Below are 18,397 nucleotides of genomic sequence, written 5' to 3'. Positions count from 1 at the left end.
GCCCATCTCCAACCGGGTTCGCGCCCTCCCTAAACCTTCCGAAAGGAGGGGGCGCTCTCAGAGGGATCGGAGAAAAGTTTTCATTCAATGCTCACACAGGCACCGGGTCTTTGTCGGTGCCTTTGCCATTTTTGGAGGCCCGTGGCGCCTTTGGGCCGAACCTCCAGCTGACCTACGATTCAGGCTCCGGAAACGGGCTTTTTGGCGCGGGTTGGCAGCTGGACATTTCCACGATCTCCCGCAAGACCGACAAGGGATTGCCGAAGTACGAAGATGGCGACGTCTTCATTTATTCTGGCGCGGAAGACCTCGTCCCGGTCGCGCTGACAGAAGTACGGGGGGAATATGAAGTGCGTCGTTTTCGCCCCCGCGTTGAAGCGAATTTCGCGCGCATCGAGCTTTGGATCAGCCGAAGAAACGCCGCGAACACCCACTGGCGAGTCATTTCGCGAGACAACGTCACGCATGTTCTTGGCTTTACGTCGGAAGCGCGGATTGCCGATCCAGACGATCCAACGCGTGTTTTCCAATGGCTGCTGCAATGCTCCTTTGACGATAAGGGCAATGCCGTCGCCTATCGCTATCGTCGGGAGGACTTGGTCGGAGTGGATCCGCTGCGGCTTTCCGAAGCGCATCGCGTCGAGGGCCGAGCGCGCTTTGCCGGCAGTCACATCGAGTCAGTCGTTTATGCAAACCGCGAGCCGTTCTTTGCTGAATCGGGCCCGAATTACTGGCCAGCAATTGCCGGCCTGATAGAATCGACGGCTTCGTTCGTCGACAATTGGCAATTTCGCGCCTTTTTCGACTATACGGTTCGGCCGGCCGACGAGCCCACTCTTGACAATGGTGCATGGAATCTGCGGGCCGATGCCTTCTCGAGCTACCGCGCCGGCTTCGAAGTCCGTACGGCCCGTCTGTGTCGGCGAATCGTGTTCGAATCGAACCTGTCGGTCGAAATCGAAGGACGGGAGACCGGTTATGCCGGGCTGACGCACGCGCTTGTGTTCGAATACGGCCCCGCCGATCCGTCAGCCACTGAGACGGCCGCAATCGTTGAATCGCCTATCCTGGCAAAGCTCGGGTCCCTCCAACAGATCAACCTCAGACGAGGCAATCAGGCGACTGCCTACGATCATGCCGATTGGCCGCCTCTTGAGTTTGACTATTCCGTTGCGGGAGCGATGCAGCTTAGGTCGATCGGGCACACCGATGCGCCGGCGCTTGCCACGGGCGTGGACGGCGCGCGAAATGAATGGGTCGATCTCGACGGTGAGGGCATTCAAGGCGTTTTGTCACGCGGGGACGACGCCTGGCGGTACGCGCCGAACCGCTGGTCTCCGCTCGCGGATTCTGGCGGTTTGTCACCTCACGAGCCGTTGTCTGCGGGAGCATTTCGGCCGCCTCAGCCGTTGTCTTTCCAGCCTCCCGCGGCATTCACCGGCGCGACGCTGGTCGATCTTGCTGGGGACGGTTCGCTCGATGTCGTGGCGTACTCGCCGCAAGCAGCCCTGGTTTACAAGCGAAACGAGCGAGGGGGATGGCACGCGCCTCGTGCTCTGCCTCGGCGGCCGGCATATGCGCTGAACGATCCCAATGTCCGACTGGTGGATCTCGATGGGGACGGGCGCGCGGAGATCGTAGTGGCGGAACACGACTGCTTCGTATGGCAGGAGGGCCTCGGCGAAGATGGTTACGGCGCGGTTCATCGCGTCTCGAAACTTCTCGACGAGAAGCTCGGCCCGGTATGCGTCTTCAGCGAGGTGGTGCAAACGATTTTCCTTGCCGACATGTCGGGCGACGGCCTGACCGACATCGTGCGTATTCGCAACGGCGAAGTCTGCTATTGGCCCAACCTCGGCTATGGCCGATTCGGCGCGCGAATTGAGATGGATAATGCGCCGATCTTCGACAGCCCCGATCAATTCGATCCGGCGCGCGTGCGCGTTCTCGACGTCGATGGTTCGGGCGTTGCCGATCTGGTCTATCTCGGGCGGCCGGGCGCCGCCTTCTGGGCCAACCATTCCGGTAACGGCTGGTCGACGCGTCAGCCCATTCCGTTTCGCATCGCGCATAATTTTGCGGAGGTCACGAGCGCGGACTTCTTCGGTCGGGGGACAGGCTGTCTGATCTGGTCGTCGGACGCATCCGCTGACGCGGGCAGCCATTTCTGCGTGGTCGACCTCACGGGCGGCGTGAAGCCCCACCTGCTCACGCGGATACGCAATAATCTCGGTGCCGAAACTAGGCTCTCATATCGCAGTTCGACCGAATTCTATCTGTCGGACCTTGCGGAGGGGCGGCCGTGGATCACGCGGCTGCCTTTTCCGGTGCACGTCGTGCAAACCGTCGAGACCGAGGATGCCATCGCGCGAAATCTGTTTGTCTCCCGTTACGCCTATCATCACGGCTTCTTCGACGGCGTCGAGCGCGAGTTTCGCGGCTTCGGGATGGTCGAGCAATGGGACAGCGAGCATGTCGAGGCGGTATCCCATGCCGGCAGTTATGAGAACTGGGAGTCGACGTCTTACGTTCCGCCGGCGCTGACGAAAACCTGGTTTCACCACGGCGCCTGGTACGACGATGACTCGCTAGTCGCAGCGTTCAAGCGGGAATACTGGAACGCAGATTCGGGTGCGGTCGATGTCGCCGACACCGTGTTTCCGCCAGAGCTGAGTCCAGATGAGGTACGCGAGGCCTGTCGCGCTTTGCGCGGCCGCATGCTGCGGCAAGAGGTCTATGCGCTCGATGCGGAGGCCAATTCCACGGCCGAGGTCAAGGCGCGCGCTGCGAGGCCGTATCAGGTCATCGGGCAGAATTTCACAATTCGCATGCTTCAGGCTCGCGGCAACAATTCGCATGCGGTCTTTTTCGTGCATCCACGCGAGACTGTGCAGGCTCATTACGAGAGGACCGATCCGCCCGACCCGCGCGTCAGCCACGCGCTGAGCCTGAAGGTCGACGACTACGGCAATGTCGAGCAAGCAGTCGCCATCGGGTACGGACGCAGGCAGCCGGAGCCTGAGGATCCGCAGACAAAGCCCCGGCAGAAGCTGACACCCGACGAGCAGGCGACGCAACGACGATCGCTGCTGACTCTTACGGTCAGTACGTTCACGAAAGCGGTCGACACGCTGCCCGATGCCTGGCGAACGCCGCTGCCGGCCGAGTTGCGCATCTATGAGCTTGGCGATCCCGAATGGGAGAAGGCGACGGCGCTTTCGTTCGAGGCGCTGCAAGAGGCGGCAGAACATCTCGCTGATATTCCGGAACTCGCCTATGGGGCAGCGCTGAGCTACACGCGCCGCGAACGCCGCTTGATCGAGCAGGCGCGTACCCACTACCGTCGCAACGACCTCAAAGGGCTACTCGCGCTCGGTGAATTGGAATCGCTGGCTCTTGTCGGCGAGGAGCTCAAGCTCGCGATCACGCCCGGCATGGCTGACAACTTTGAAGGTAAGGTGGACGCGACCGCCGTGACGACCTACCTGCGTGACGGCGCTGCCGGCTATTCGGAGCCGGAGGGTGACGGATCGTTCTGGATCTCCTCCGGCCGCACCTTTTTCGCACCTGACGCCAACGGCACTCCACAGGGCGCGGCGGCTGAGCTGGCGTTCGCGCGCAAGCGCTTCTTCCTGCCGCATCGCTTCGTGGATGCTTTCGGCAATGCCACTCGTGTGGCTTACGAAGACGCCATTCTGCGCATCACCGAAATCACCGATGCGGCAGACAACAGCACGCGTGCCAGCTACGACTACCGTGTGCTACAACCCAAGCTGATCAGCGATGCGAACGGCAATCACGTTGCAGCCGTCTTCGACCTGCGGGGACTGGTCGCCGCGACAGCGGTGCTGGGCCAAGCCGAATCGATCGGCGAGTTTGGGGATACTCTAGAGGATGTAAATCCGGATCCAGGCGATAGCGAAATCACGGCGTTCTTTGCCGACCCGGCCGGAAAGGCTTCGGCCCTGCTTGGGACGGCCACCTGTCGTTATCTCTACGACGTAATGCGTTTCCGCCGCTCGAGCCTCGCCAATCAACAACCGGGCTCGCCGGTATACGCCGCGGCGCTCGAGCGCAGATTTCATGTCAAGGTACCATTCGCCGACGACGCCAGGGCGACGGCCTGGATCGGCGCGGATTTGCCGGCGGCTGAACAAATCCAGTGCCGCTTCAATTATTCGGACGGGTTCGGCCGCGCTGTTCAGCAGAAGATTCGCACAGCGCCGCAGATCAAGGATATGCCGGGACCCGGCAAGCCCCGTCGCTGGCTCGGCAGCGGCTGGACCATCTTCAACAACAAGGGTCACCCCGTACGGCAATACGAGCCGTTCTTCGTCGAGGAAGGGGGCGGCGCTGCACCTCATGAGTTCGAGTTTCGCCGCGCTGGCGTAAGCCCCATCCTGTTCTACGATCCGCTCGGGCGTCTCGCCGCCACGCTCCATCCCGATCATAGCTGGGAAAAAATCGTCTTCGATCCGTGGCAGCAGGCGGCCTGGGACCGCAACGATACGGTTCTCATCGATCCGTTGAACGACCCCGACGTGGCCGCGTTCTTCCGGCGACTGCCGAGCGACGAGTGGACGCTGATCGAGGGCGCTTCGCCTACCTGGTACAGGCGCCGCACCACGACGAGCGGGCTGAACGAGTCGTTCCCGGGCAACAGCGAGGCCATTACCTGGCGTCGCCAGCACGAGCATGATGCCGCGCTCAAGACTGCCTCTACCCCTGACGATCCTGGGCACGCGGGCACGCCGACACGGACGCACTTCGACGCGCTCGGTCGGGCGTTTCTCGTCGTCACCCACAACCGTTACGTCGATCCTCGCTCACAGGCAAAGAAAGAGGAATTCGCGCATACGCGCACTATGCTCGACATCGAGGGTAATCGTCGCTCGGTGTTCGATGCGCTGGGGCGCGCAGTGACGACCTGGGATTATGACTTGCTTGGACGCCTGCTGCGCGAGACCAGCATGGATGCCGGGCGGCACTGGACCCTGCCTGATGCGGCAGGCCAACCGTTGCGACGGTGGGACGATCGCGATCACGCGTTCCGGCACCGCTACGATGCTCTGCGCCGGCCGCTCGAAAACTGGCTCGCAAAGACATCTGATGCTGCTCAGATGCAGGGGGTCTGCTACGAGCGATTCACTTACGGCGAGCGTGAAGGCGCGCCGGCAGACCGCAATCTGCGCGGCCGGGTGTGGAAGCACGAGGATACGGCCGGGCTTGTGACCATCGGCGGCTACGATGCGAAAGGCAACCTCGCCTCCTGGACGCGCCAATTCTGTCGCGACTACAAGACGACGCCGGACTGGTCGACAGGCCCCGCTCTCGAGGAAGAAACCGCAGGCTGGCGCACTGACTACGACGCGCTCAATCGGCCGATCCGGCTGATCACGCCGTACGCCCGCAAGACCGCCGGCGATTGCCAGAGCTTCGTGCGCTACAACCTCGCCGGCCAATTGTTCGCGACGACTGTCAGGACACCGGCCGAACCGTTCCTCGTCGTGCGCGGAATCGATTACAATGCGCGCGGCCAGCGGCGTGTGATCCAGTATGGCAACAACAAGGGCGGTCATGGTCTGCGCACGACGCTGAGCTACGACGACAAGACGTTCCGGCTGCTCAGCCTGGTCACTGCCAACACCGATCCAGACGCAACGACCGACAAATACCAGGCGCTGGACTATGTCTACGATCCGGTCGGCAACGTCATCGCCGTAAGGGACACCGCACAAGCCACTTTTTACTTCAAGCAAAAGGTGGCCGGGCCGGACGCAGACTACGAGTATGACGCGCTTTATCGGCTGACCTCGGCTTCCGGGCGCGAGCACGAGGGGCAAAACCGCCCGCCGAACGCCTGGGACGTGCAGCGCGCCGGCACCTTCGACGGCGGCTGCGGCTTCACCTTCTTTCCCAACCCGAACGACACCAAGGCGATGCGCCCCTATACCCAGCGCTACGCCTACGACATGGTCGGCAACATCGAGGAGATGCTGCATCAGGCCGGCAGCCAGGGCTCGTGGCGGCGCGTCTACGGCTACGAACTGGTGGCTGGGTCGCGCGACAAGCGATCGAACCGGCTGGTGTCCACGACGATCGGTGGCATGACCGAGCGCTACGATTACGACGCGCATGGCAGCATGATCGCGATGCCGCACCTTGCCGCGATGGAGACCGATTTCCGCGACCAGCTATCGCTCACTGCGCGTCAGAGCGTGCGTTGCGCGCAGGACCGGCCCTACTCGAGGGGTGAAGTCACTTATTATGTGTACGACGCGGCGGGCGAGCGCGCCCGCAAGGTGACGGAGCGCGAGGGGCGGCGGGTGAGCGAGCGACGCTACTTCGGCGCCGCCGAGGACTATCGCGCCTACGCGGCAAACGGCAGGGATCTCGACGTCGAGCGAATGTCGCTGCACGTCTCCGACGACGAGCGGCGCTTTGCACTGTTCGAGACGGTGACGAACGGCGGCGACGACGCCGCAAAGCATCTCATCCGTAGCCAGTTTCCGAACCACCTCGGCTCGGCATGTCTCGAGGTGCAGTTCGACAAGAAGGCGCCGGTGATCTCGTATGAGGAGTTCTATCCTTTCGGCACTACCGCTTATCTTGCGGTCAATGCCTCGATCAAGGCGGCCGCGAAGCGATATCGCTACACGGGCAAGGAACGCGACGAGGAGAGCGGGCTCAACTACAACGGCGCGCGCTATCTCGCCGTGTGGCTCGGGCGATGGGTGTCGGCGGATCCGAGCGGGCTAAAGGACGGGCCAAATCGATATTCCTATGCACGCGACAATCCGGTGCGCTTTCGCGATGGTACCGGACGCCTCAGTTCAGAGACCTGGGCCAACGCCGAAGCATTTGGATTGGGAGTGGCAAAAGGAGCGGGTATTGCTGTTTTGGCGGTTGCTGGCATCGCTCTCGTTGTCGCTGCCGCTCCTGCTTTAGCGGTGGCGGGTGCTGCTGCTTTGGGTGCTTCGGCTGCCGTCGCTACCGCGGCAGGCACGGCAACAGCGGGCGCAATAAACATCGCTCTCGCGGGCCTTGCCGTTTATGGCGCTGTTCAGACGGCGAAAACTACCGCAGAGATCGGGTATGGAGTTAATGAACGGGGTCAGCGCCTTTCTCCTTCAGAACGCTGGGAGAAAGCAGGCGAACTCACGGGAGGAATTTTGGGCGGTTTAGCCACCGCTAAAGGAGCGCAATTCGGCGTAAAGCGTTTTGGGCAATTGTTTAGTGAAAGTAACGTCGCTGGCGCGCCCACCGCATCCCGCCAAGGAAGCGTTGCTCAAGCACCAACCGTATCCGGTGAAGCAAGTGCTTCGGTGGCGCGTTCGAACGTCGGGACGGAAATAGCAACGGCGGAAACCGCTCCGTCCGCTGATCCCAAGGCTTCCGGAAAAGCTTTTGAGCGCTTGGTGGTGGAGACCTTTGAGTTTGCGACAAAGCAGCGAGCTGAGAACACGAGTCGCGGCAAATTGATTCCCGATCTCAGAGATGAGTTTGGAGAGGTGGTGGGCGAGGTAAAAACCAATGCTCTGACAAAACCAACTGCGCGGCAGATCGGGCAAGGTCGCGATAAGCTTCAATTTGAGAAGTACCGTGAAGTCTCAGATGACCTGATGCTGGTTACCAACCCCGATGAGGGAGGGAGCGCGCGCTTCAAACCGAATGTACGTGAGACATTCGGATTGGTCATAAAGATATCTGAGGAATCTCTGCGAAGCCTCGCAAAGAGGACCGACTGGAAATGACGCATGAAATTTGCGTGCTCTGAGGGATAACTTATGACGTTCGTCAATTTTGCGAGAAGACACCTGGCGTGAATAGAAGACCAATGCGTTCCGTCTGCATGCGGTCGCTTGCGTAAGGGGGAATAAATGAAAGCTATATTGCCGATCAACGATCCCGCGCATCCCGACAAGGATCGCTTGTCCGGTCTGCAGGATGCGCTCGAATTTCTCTGGGGCATCAAGGATTCGACCGTCCCCAAGCCGGACAACCTTAAAGATTACGGCAACGAAGAGACCACGTCCACCTATGGCCCGATTACTAAGAGCGTGGTGCGGGGCTTCAGGGACGCGCAAAAGCTCGAGCCTGGCGAGAATGTTGACGGCGCGACGGCTGCGCGCCTTAACGAGTTACTGCTAGGTCAGCGTAAGCTTGCGAAGATCATCGGTACGCTCCGCGATGTCTCCAAGCCGGCGGCCGGTGATCCGCCAACGCGGCCGAAGCTTGATCATCCCGGTCTGATCGTGCGCGCACTTCAGGACGACGAACCTTGGCCGGATGTGGCGATCACCGGCGCTGACGACGCTTTCGTCTTGTATCTGGATCTGGCTGAGCCGGAGGAAGAGCGCAAGCCGCAGCGCCCGAAAGTCAGGGTATTCTACCGCGGCACCAAGATTGCGGAAACGGCGGTCCAAGCCGACGTGTTCACGCCAAATGCCGCGCTCGTGCTCCGGCTCGATATTGACGTGAACCCCGCGCTGCTCGCGCCTTATGAATTCGGCAGCGTACGCGATCTCGTCCTGAAGGGCTTGAAGGTGCTGAAACCCTACGAGCCAGGAACGGAGGACGACGCGATCGCCCGACTTCGGCCGGATGACGTGGCGAATCTTGGAGCCTTGGCGGATATGCCGCCGCAAGAGCGGATCGAACATCTGGCCATCGCACATCTTCTCGCCAGCGATGCCGGCAAACTAAATACGCCAACCAAGAAGAGCGTGAATCCCGATGCAGCACTGGTTTACGGGCTGTTGCGGTTGCAGAAGCTGCTTTACGTGGCGTGGCGGATTCCGCCCGAGGCCCAGGTCAGTCTGAAGTTCGAATCGCTTGCCGGGCCGCCACCAAAAGCACCGAAAGACAAGAAAGACCCGTCGGACGACAATCAGCCGGCGCGGCTCCAGCTTCTCGCGCAACTTGTTTTCTACTCGGAATTTGTCGGGAAGGAATCGTTTGGCGTATCTCCGGAGGCCGAGCTCGTAGGCGCGATCAGGGATAGCGTAAAAGCCGGCGTCGTCGAGAACCGATATCTCGACCCACCACTAGCAGTCATGAATGACACCTTGGCGCAAGGGCTCGCAGATTTGCGTGCCTCCTTTGTCACTCAACAACGGGCTTTGGTCCCCGCGCAGCCATTCCATAACAGCGTCGACGGGGAATGGTGTTTTTGCCGCGACGGAACCAAGAACAGCGCCGACCCGCTTCTGCAGCGTCTTTTGGACAGCGCGAAGCTTCCAAAACCCTATGCCGATGTCGCGCAGCTGGTTGCCGACGGTCAAAAACCTGACTCGCCGCAGGACAGCCCCCTGAAGGAATTCCGGCTGGGCTCCGGCAACGTGTACCGCCTTGCCGCGGCGATGAAGTGGAAGACGGAAACCACCGATGCGCTGCTCTCGCTGCAGCGGGTCGTTCTGCTGACTGAGGATCCGGCCGAGATCGCATTCCTGCTCGGTCCTGATCCGGACGGTGAGTGGGACAAGCTCGACGGCGCGTGGAAAATCCGGATGGTCGGACTGAGTCGGTTCACGCGCGCCTACGTAGCTGTGCTGGGGCGTCCAGAGGACGATCAGGCGCTGCTCTCGCAGAAGGCCAAGGCCCTGTTCGATCGTGCAAGTGCGCGCGCCGACGCCACGGCGCATGCCTTCGGCGAGGCGCGCGCGCTCGCCACCGCGCAGCATGTCGATGCTCTTACGACCAAGGCCGATCGTGCGAAGATACAGGCGCAAGTCAGCACGGTGCTGGCGGGGGGAGACGAGGTCACCGCAATTCCCTCATGGGAAATGCTGTTCGGGTCGCTCGATGCCTGTGCGTGCGACGAATGCGATTCGATCTATGGACCGGCGTCGTACCTCGTCGACGTGCTGCAGTATTTCAAGCGGCTGGATGCAAGCGCGTCGTCTGGCGACGCGAAAAACGCCGCCGAAAACGGCAAGCCCGCGGGGCCGCCCCCCTGCCTGTCGGCACAGGGCGCCAAGACGGTGTTCCAGGTGCTGATGAGCCGTCGGTCCGATATCGGCTACCTCGACCTCAACTGCGCCAACGCGATGACCGAGGTTCCCTACATCGATCTCGTCAATGAGCTGCTCGAAGATCGCGTCAGTCCGCCGGTGAAGAAGTACTATGTTAAGCTCGAGCCGGGGCCGATTCCGGGGACCGTGCTGAATGATCTCCTAACAGACGGTTTCCATGAAGTTACCGAGAAAGCAGAGGTGACGGCCGACTCCAAGGATAACCGTCTGGTCAGGGATGAGCGCGCACTGATCCTGTTCGAGCGGGTCGCCGATGATGAAAAGGCAGGTTGCCCAGCCTGGCTCGTGAGTCGGTTGCGCCAGACTTACGGCACCGCCGCGGAGATCGCCGCCGCGCCGGAATATGTCAATCAGGGTGCCGTGGAGAAATTGAAGGGAAAGGAATGCCACTTTGCCCTGGCGTTGCCGTTCGACGCCGATCGCATGGAGACGGCGGCCTATCTCAGCAGGATGGAAACCGATCGCGCAAGCGCGATGCGCGCGTTTGCGAAATGGTCGGAGCTAGGCGGCGAGGATTATCGCATCAAAGTCGCGACCGAGGCCCTCGGCCTGACATCGGTCGAACTCGCTCTCATCACCGAGCCGAAGCCGGATCCGAACGGCCAGCACGAGTTCTGGGCCGAAGAACCCATGACGCTCGTCAAGAACATGTCTCAGCTGCGGCGCTTCCTCGACAAGACCGGATTGAAGACGGAGCCGGTCGGCAAGGGCGAACTAGATGAGCTGCTAGCCGGGAAATACATCAACCCGCGCGGCATCCTGATCATCGAGCCGGACGAGCCGGACAATCCGGCCGCTCGCTGCGATACCGAAAAAATGCATATCAAGGAGCTGGATGCTCCCGCCCTTGATCGCATCAATCGCTTTCTTCGGCTACGGCGAAAACTCGGCTGGGGTATCGACCTGCTCGATCGGCTAATCATGTCTCCGGCGGTCGGAAAGGGCGAGATCACGAGCGACTGCATTGTCGCGCTGGGCGACATTATCCGCCTCGCCCGCGAGCTCGACATGGAGCCGGAGAAGCTCGCGGCGTGGTTTGTCGATCTATCTGTGTTCGGGGAATCATCGGACTATCGGCGCATCTTCCTGCAGAAGGGCGAGGACGGCTACCCCTATCCGCCGTTCCTGCTCCAGAACCTGTGTCCGCCGGCAGACGACAAGCCCGCGGGAAAAAAGACAATCGCCGATCACGCAGAGGCGGTGGCAAGGGCCTTGGGCGTTACAGCCGAGCAACTCGCTACGTGGCTGGCCTATTGCGGCAACGAGCCCGGAACCGACAAACAACCGGTGAAATTGTCATTGCGCAATCTCTCGCGCATCTGGGCCTGGTTCCGCCTGGCCAAGAAGCTCGGCCTGAGCATGCGCAATCTGACGCTGTTGCTCGCCATGCGACACATGAAGGACGCGCTCGAATCTCCGGCCGTGACCCGCGAGCTGTGGGAAATCGTCACGCTTTTGAAGGCGCAGCGTATCGGAGTTGCCGACATTCGGTTTTGGCTTCTGCACCGGACAGAAAACGCAGGTGAGGCGGCTAAGCGCGTCATCCCGGACCTGGCCATCGCGCGGCTGCTCGCGAAAGTTCGTGTGGAGTTCGTCAAGCTCGCAGCCGCACGGCTCGCCAGCGAAATCGTCGAGTGGAAGTCGGAGAAACAACCCGGCGATGCAATGGAGACGTGCCTGCAGAAGCTGCAGTTGGTGCTGGCGCGCGTCAAGGAGCTCTCGCCGGACCAGATCCAACAGATCGCGACATTGCTGCAGGATCGCGCCAAGACGAGCGATGTGGACACACTGCAAGCGCTGCTGAAGAGCAAGCCTCTCGGGGAAATCCCGGGCGTTCGAGATCTTGCCGACAGCGCACCTGTGAATGCGCCGGGAAGCTGGATCGAAACAACCGAGGACCCAGCCAAGGCCTCGGAGATCAATCATCGCCAATATCAGACCTGGACGCACAAGCTGGTCAGTGCAGTGCTCGATCGCCTGGATGCCCTGGCGCGGCAGGAGACCGTCGTCCGAATCGCGAGCCAGGAGCTTCGTGCGCCCGTCGAACAGATATCCGCGATTCTGCCGGGGTGTCGGATGCCGAAGGATGGGCAGCCCGCGAACGGCGCGCCTTTGCTCGACATCCTGACGGCACCGGACTGGGCCGCTGATCCGCGACCCGTGAATCCGTCATCAGAGGCCGCCAAGGCCGCGGTCGCGCTTTTCGACGCGGCGTTTTGCTCAACTGATGAGTGCGTGCTCGCTCTGGAAGACAGGCCACGCCGCTTCCGCAATGCGGTGCTTGCCGATACGAAGATCGACGCCTGGACGGATCCATTGACTGCTGCCGAGGTTGAAGGCTGGCGGACTTTGTTGAGCCCGCTGTTCACCGCCGTGCGCCTCGCGCACAAGGTGGCTGGACTGGCCAAGGCTCTGCGCCTGCAGACCGACGAGCAGCTCACCTGGGGACTGTGGCGCGATCCCAAAAAGCCTACGGAGGGAAATCGATTCCACCGCCTCGATTGGTTCTCTCCCGACGAGATACCACTGGCCCCGCCCGCAGACGCGAGCGAGCTTGTTCCGGCGTTCGCAAGATGGCTGGCGTTCCTTCGGGGCTTGGACTTCATTGCCAAATATCCGCAAACGGAGACACCGAGCGACCCCAATGTCAAACTGGGCGGTTCGACGGCGCTCGAACTCGCTCTTGCAGATCCTCCTTCGGACGCTGCGGGCAACCCGGCAACCGGACTCGACGCCATCCGCGACATCGTTGCGGTCTGCTACCAGCTGTTCGGGTCGCCCGAGGTGGACCTGTTCAAGGTCGCCGAATATCTGGACCTCCCGCGAGACGCCTTCAAGACGGCCAAGACGTATGCCCGGCTCGAGCGCGCTGCTGCGCTTATCGGGAAACTTGGCATTGCCTTCTCCGATCTTCCGGCACTCACGGCCGAAACCGTGACGCGTGAACTTGCCCTGCTGCTCCGTCAACTATTGAAACATCAATCGGATGACGCGACCTGGCTCGACACTCTCAAGGAGATCCAGGATCCGATCCGCGAGCGCAAGCGCGATGCTTTGGTGGCTTACCTGATCGCCGATCCAAGCCACCATTGCTTCCGCGAAGTCAACGATCTTTACGACCACTTCCTGATCGATCCACAGATGTGCGCCTGCATGCCGACGTCGCGAATCGTGCAGGCCCATGCGGTAGTTCAGCTGTTCGCGCAGCGCTGTCTAATGGGACAGGAGCCATCGGTCGATCCGCGTGCCGATGCCCAGACCAGTCAGGATTGGCATGAGTGGACCTGGATGCGCAATTACCGCGTTTGGCAAGCGAACCGGAAAATCTTTCTCTATCCCGAAAACTGGATCGAGCCGGATCTGCGCGACGACAAATCGCAGTTCTTCAAGGAATTCGAGCAGACGCTGCTACAGACCGAGGTGAACGACAGCAACGTCGAGGTTGCCGCGCGCACCTATCTCGACAAACTCGACGACGCCGCTTTCATGGAGGTGATGGCGGTCCACTACCAGGAGACGCCTTATGAGGAGAACGGTAAGAGGGAAGGCCGGGTCCTCCACGTCGTGGCGCGCACGAAAGGAGGCGATCCGCCGACATATTTCTACCGTCGCTTTATTGACGAGCAGTACTGGACGCCTTGGGAAAAGATCGAGGTCGACATTGCCACCGATCACGTCCTGCTGTTCGTGCGCAACAATCGCCTGAACATTGCGTGGCCGGTGTTCGTCGATATCGTGGATGAATCGGCCCAGTTCAAAGTGACAACTCTCAACGACCCCAACCCTCAGCAGCTTCCGAAAGCGCCAAGAGGTTGGACTATTCAGTTGGCCGTGAGCGAGCGCAGCAATGGCCTATGGCAGCCCAAACGAGTCTCGAAGGAAGCGATTCAGACGCCGAAGACGGAGATGGTGATAGCGACCAATGTCGACATGGCGGCGCAACGCCTGCGCTGTCGCTTCGTGATTCGCGACCGCGAGCCGCGAGGCTATTTTCTCGACACCGAGGGAAAAACCGATGTCGGCTTCTTCATTCTGGCGTACAGCCTTGTCAGAAAGGGCGAGAATGGCGAACTCATGCCGACCGGCCCGAACGCCGAGCCGATCTTGATGGGCGCATTTAACCTTGCCGGCTGCAGGGGGTATCCGGAACTCGTGCCGCGAGAGAGTCTCGCCAAGATCGGGGCGGGAGCGCCGCTCAGCGTCCCGCGCATCAGGCATTCGGCTTTCGAAATGCAACGGTGGATCGAACAGGAAAGTGATGCCGAAAACAATTTCGTCATCGAAGGATTGCTCGCAAATAACTTCTCCCCGACCACGGTGTTCGAGAAGACTCCTGGAATCTTCAAGGCCACGACCGTCCAGCAAACCACTCTGGTCGACAACTTCCTGATGGATGCGCTCAAGCTCGCGCATCAGGAGCCGAAGGAGTGGCAGCCTAATGGCATATTTGTTCCGTTCTTCTACGAGGATGGCCGACGCGGCTATGTGGCGATTCCGTCGCTTCGGCTCATGGGTGGGCAGGAAGCGACGATCAGCAATCTCATTCCCAATCTCGATGCGCTCGACGGAGACTTGAGGGACGCGGCGAGCGACAAGGAGATGACGTGGCAGAAGCTGATCGATAAATGGACGAGCGATGACGCGCCGAAGAAGACCAAGGATGCCTTTGCCGAACTGAAAAAGCAGCTGGCCGGGTGCTTTGGCCTGCGCTTTCTCGCCTTCTATCATCCGTTCGTGTGTCTGATGAAGCGCAGCCTCGCTGCGGGTGGTTTCGAGCGGCTGATGGGTGCATCTCCGCTGGAGTGGCAGCAGAGAGGTCACGAATTCAACGGCCTTTTCGGTCCGAAGGATGTGGTCCTCAAACCCCATCCAGTCGAAACGGTCGGCTTTCAGTTCGATCGCAACGATGGTTATGCGAGCTACAATTGGGAGGTCTTTTATCACCTGCCCTCGCTTGTCTCGCAGAAGCTGGTGCTGGGACAGAAATTCGAGGACGCACTGCGCTGGTTCCACTTCGTCTTCAATCCAAGTGGAATCCCCGAACCCCCGGAAGGCTACGGAGACGCCACGATGCCTCCCGCCGCAAAGGGGCCTGGGCGCTATTGGCTGACCAAGCCATTCAGAAGCCGGAGCGATGCCGACACACCGCTGGACCGTGACAGTTATGTCGGACAACGCATCGAGACCATCCTGCGGCTGCTAGGAGATCCTGACCACGCCGGGCTCGGCGACGAGTGGATCCAAGAGGTAAAGCACTGGCGGCAGAATCCGTTTGTTCCGCACCAGGTGGCGCGAGGCCGCACCGTGGCGTTTCAGAAGGCCACGGTCATGCGCTATCTGGACGCGCTCATCCAATGGGGCGACTTCCTGTTCCGGCAGGACGAACGCGAGTCGGTGAACGCTGCTCTGCAGCTTTACGTCACCGCCGAGCGCCTGCTTGGCCCGCGTCCCCGAATCGTCAAGGCGCCCGGCAGCTTCCACAGCCGGACCTTCCGCGAGCTGGAACGCGTCATCCTTGGGGAGCGGCCGGACCAGGAGGGCATCGATCCATTCGGAAACAGTCTGGTCGAGCTTGAAAACCTGCTGCCGCCGCAGCCGCCGACTCAGCAGAGGCCGCCTTGCATGCCCCCGCTGCCCGCCGGCTGCCTGACGACGATCCCGTACTTCTGCATACCGCGCAACGAAAAGCTGATGGGCTATTGGGACACCGTGGCAGACCGGCTGTACAAAATCCGACACTGCCAGAACATCGAAGGTGTCGAGCGCCGTCTCGCTCTGTTCGCGCCTCCGATCGATCCGGGACTGCTTGTGCGCGCAGTGGCGGCCGGACTCAGCATTGGTGACGTGCTGGCCCAAGGCGCGGGCGAAGTCCCGCACTATCGCTTCCCGACGCTCGCCCAGAAGGCGACCGAGCTCACGCAAATGGTCGCGGGACTTGGCAACGCGTTGTTGCAGACGATCGAGAAGAAAGATGCTGAAGGCCTGGCGCAGCTGCGCTCGAATCACGAGATCAGCCTCCTGAAATTGGTTCGCGAGATCAAGCTGCAGGCAATTCGAGAGGCAGACGCCAGCCTGGAAGGATTGAATAACGCGAAGGCCACGACGGAAGAACGGCGGCTTTTCTACAGCGCGATTCAAAACATCAGCGGCGGTGAGCAAAGCGCACTCGACCTCAACGAGGAGGGGGCGCGGTTCGAGACGGCGGCCCTCGTGTTCAGTACCGGGGCCAATATTGCACACATGCTGCCGGACTTCACAATCGGCGCATGGGGATTCGGCGGCGCGCCGGGCACGGACGTCAAATGGGGCGGTATCAACGTCGGCAACGCGCTCAGCGCCATGGGCCAATTCACTGGTGGTATGGGCGGCTTGAAACGCGAGGCTGCTGCCGCCGTGGGCACCAGGGCCGGATACGCACGGCGCTGGGATGACTGGAAGCTGCAAGAGCGGTTGGCGAACCGGGAGCTTGCTCAGATCGAACGGCAGATCGACGCGGCAAAGATCCATTTGCAGATGTCGAAAGACGAACTGCGCGACCATGACAAGCAAATCGAGCAGGCACAGGAAATCCTTACCTACCTTAAAGATCGCAAGTTCTCCAACCAGGACCTCTACGACTGGATGCTTGGCCAGATCTCGGCCAGCTATTTCCAGGCGTGGCAACTCGCCTACCGATTTGCCTTGCGCGTGGAACGTGCTTTCCACTTCGAACTGGGCCCCAACGACCGTGGCGAGTTCGACGGCTATGTGCGGCCCGACAGCTGGAACAGCCTGCACAAGGGACTGCTCGCTGCCGACCACCTGCTATTCGATCTGAAGCGGCTGGAGGTCGATTACATGGATCGAAACCGGCGCGAGCTCGAGATCACCAAGCACATCTCGCTGGTGCGCCTCGACCCGACCGCGTTGCGTCGCCTGAAGGAAAAGGGGACATGCGAGATCGACATTCCCGACTGGCTGTTCGATCTCGACTATCCTGGTCATTATTTCCGTCGGATCAAAAGCGTAAGCCTCAGCCTTCCGTGCGTGGCCGGACCCTATGCGAGCGTGAATTGCACACTGACTCTGACGAAGAGCCAGATTCGCAAGCTCCCCAAGCGCGCTGACGACGAGAGCGATGAGGACAATCTGCTGCGCAACTTCTCGAGCGTCCAGTCGATCGCGACCAGCACGGGGCAGAACGACAGTGGCTTGTTCGAGGTCAATTTCCGCGATGAGCGCTATCTGCCATTCGAGGGTGCCGGTGCAATCAGCACCTGGACTCTGCAGCTCGATCGGCAAGACAATCTGCAGCTCGACTTCGGCACCCTGACCGACGTGATCATGCATCTGAAATACACGGCGCGGCGAGGCAGCAAGCAGTTCGAAACCACTCGGCGCGACGAGATGAAGAATCGTCTGAAAGGAGATCCGAATCCGATCACCCACCGGCTATTTGTCATCAAGGATGAGTTCCCGGCCGAATGGCACCGTTTCACCGCTACGCAGGACTCCAAGCGCGTGCTTTCCCTTGATGGATTGGCGGATCGGCTTCCCTATTTCTCGATGCCGGTCGGCCAGCCAACCGAGGTCGAGATGGTGCGACTGGATTCGCTCAAGCCAATACAGCCGGCGTTCGAGTTCGCTGGGGGGAAGCCTAAGGGGGAATCGTCGAATACCTGGGTCGAGGCCGAGTGGGCCAAATGGGATTTTACGTGGACGGGCACCGATAAAGAGATTCCCCTCGGTTTGCTGGTAAGCTTTCCGCTTGTTGGCAATGGCTAGTCGTCCATGAAGAACGTTTGCGCTCAGCGGGGTAAGCTAAGTATCCCTACGCTGAGGGCCGCCTTGTTTGATGGACGCGAGCGCTGCAGGTCCTAGGGGTAAACCTAGGGGAAGCGCTATGACGATTTCGCGGGCAGAGGTGATCACATCAGTTGAGCGGCGGCGGCGGTGGTCGCAGGTAAGCTAATGTGGCACGATGAGCTGGACGAGGATACGGCTATGAAAGAGGGGTAACCATGAAGCGTGCGAACCGATCCCGTCGCTTGAGCATATAATCCCCAGAAAGACCAAGAAACTAAACAAGGCGGCTGCCGCCGGAGGAAACTAATAAGAGCAATAAACTGCAAGACAAAGACATAAGAGCTGTAAAATAGAAGCCAGCGCTAAGTATCTCTTTGTGCAAGTCGCAGATCTGAGAAGCGTGTAGTCAAATGGCGTGCTTAGGTCAGGCTTCAAAAGAATGGCACCAATGAGCAAGTCCTCCACCGCATCGCTTAACATATAAGCGGAAGGAACACTCCAACAAAGCCAATCGGCCACAATCGGTGAGTCAATCCAATTTAGGTGCGCCAGTAAGATCCTAGAGGCCAGAGCGAGGA

At 60.6% G+C, this 18,397-nt stretch carries 2 protein-coding genes; both read left to right on the top strand.

The annotated features are described in order from the left end of the window. Nucleotides 1–116: 116 nt before the first annotated feature. Complete coding sequence (locus tag QA645_RS00690) at nt 117–7,754, top strand: SpvB/TcaC N-terminal domain-containing protein (protein ID WP_283053618.1); 7,638 nt, start codon at nt 117–119, stop codon at nt 7,752–7,754. A gap of 126 nt (nt 7,755–7,880) precedes the next feature. Then, nucleotides 7,881–17,798, top strand: coding sequence for a neuraminidase-like domain-containing protein (locus QA645_RS00685; RefSeq protein ID WP_283047505.1), 9,918 nt, complete (start codon nt 7,881–7,883; stop codon nt 17,796–17,798). Nucleotides 17,799–18,397: the final 599 nt, after the last annotated feature.

The organism is Bradyrhizobium sp. CIAT3101, from assembly GCF_029714945.1.
In the GTDB taxonomy this organism is placed as follows: Bacteria; Pseudomonadota; Alphaproteobacteria; order Rhizobiales; family Xanthobacteraceae; genus Bradyrhizobium.
Note: the sequence above shows the minus strand (reverse complement) of the source record. Positions and strands in the feature narration are given on the sequence as shown.

Excerpts from the sequence above, each read along its gene's own strand:
- QA645_RS00685 (WP_283047505.1), top strand. The coding sequence starts at position 7,881 with ATGAAAGCTATATTGCCGATCAACGATCCCGCGCATCCCGACAAGGAT.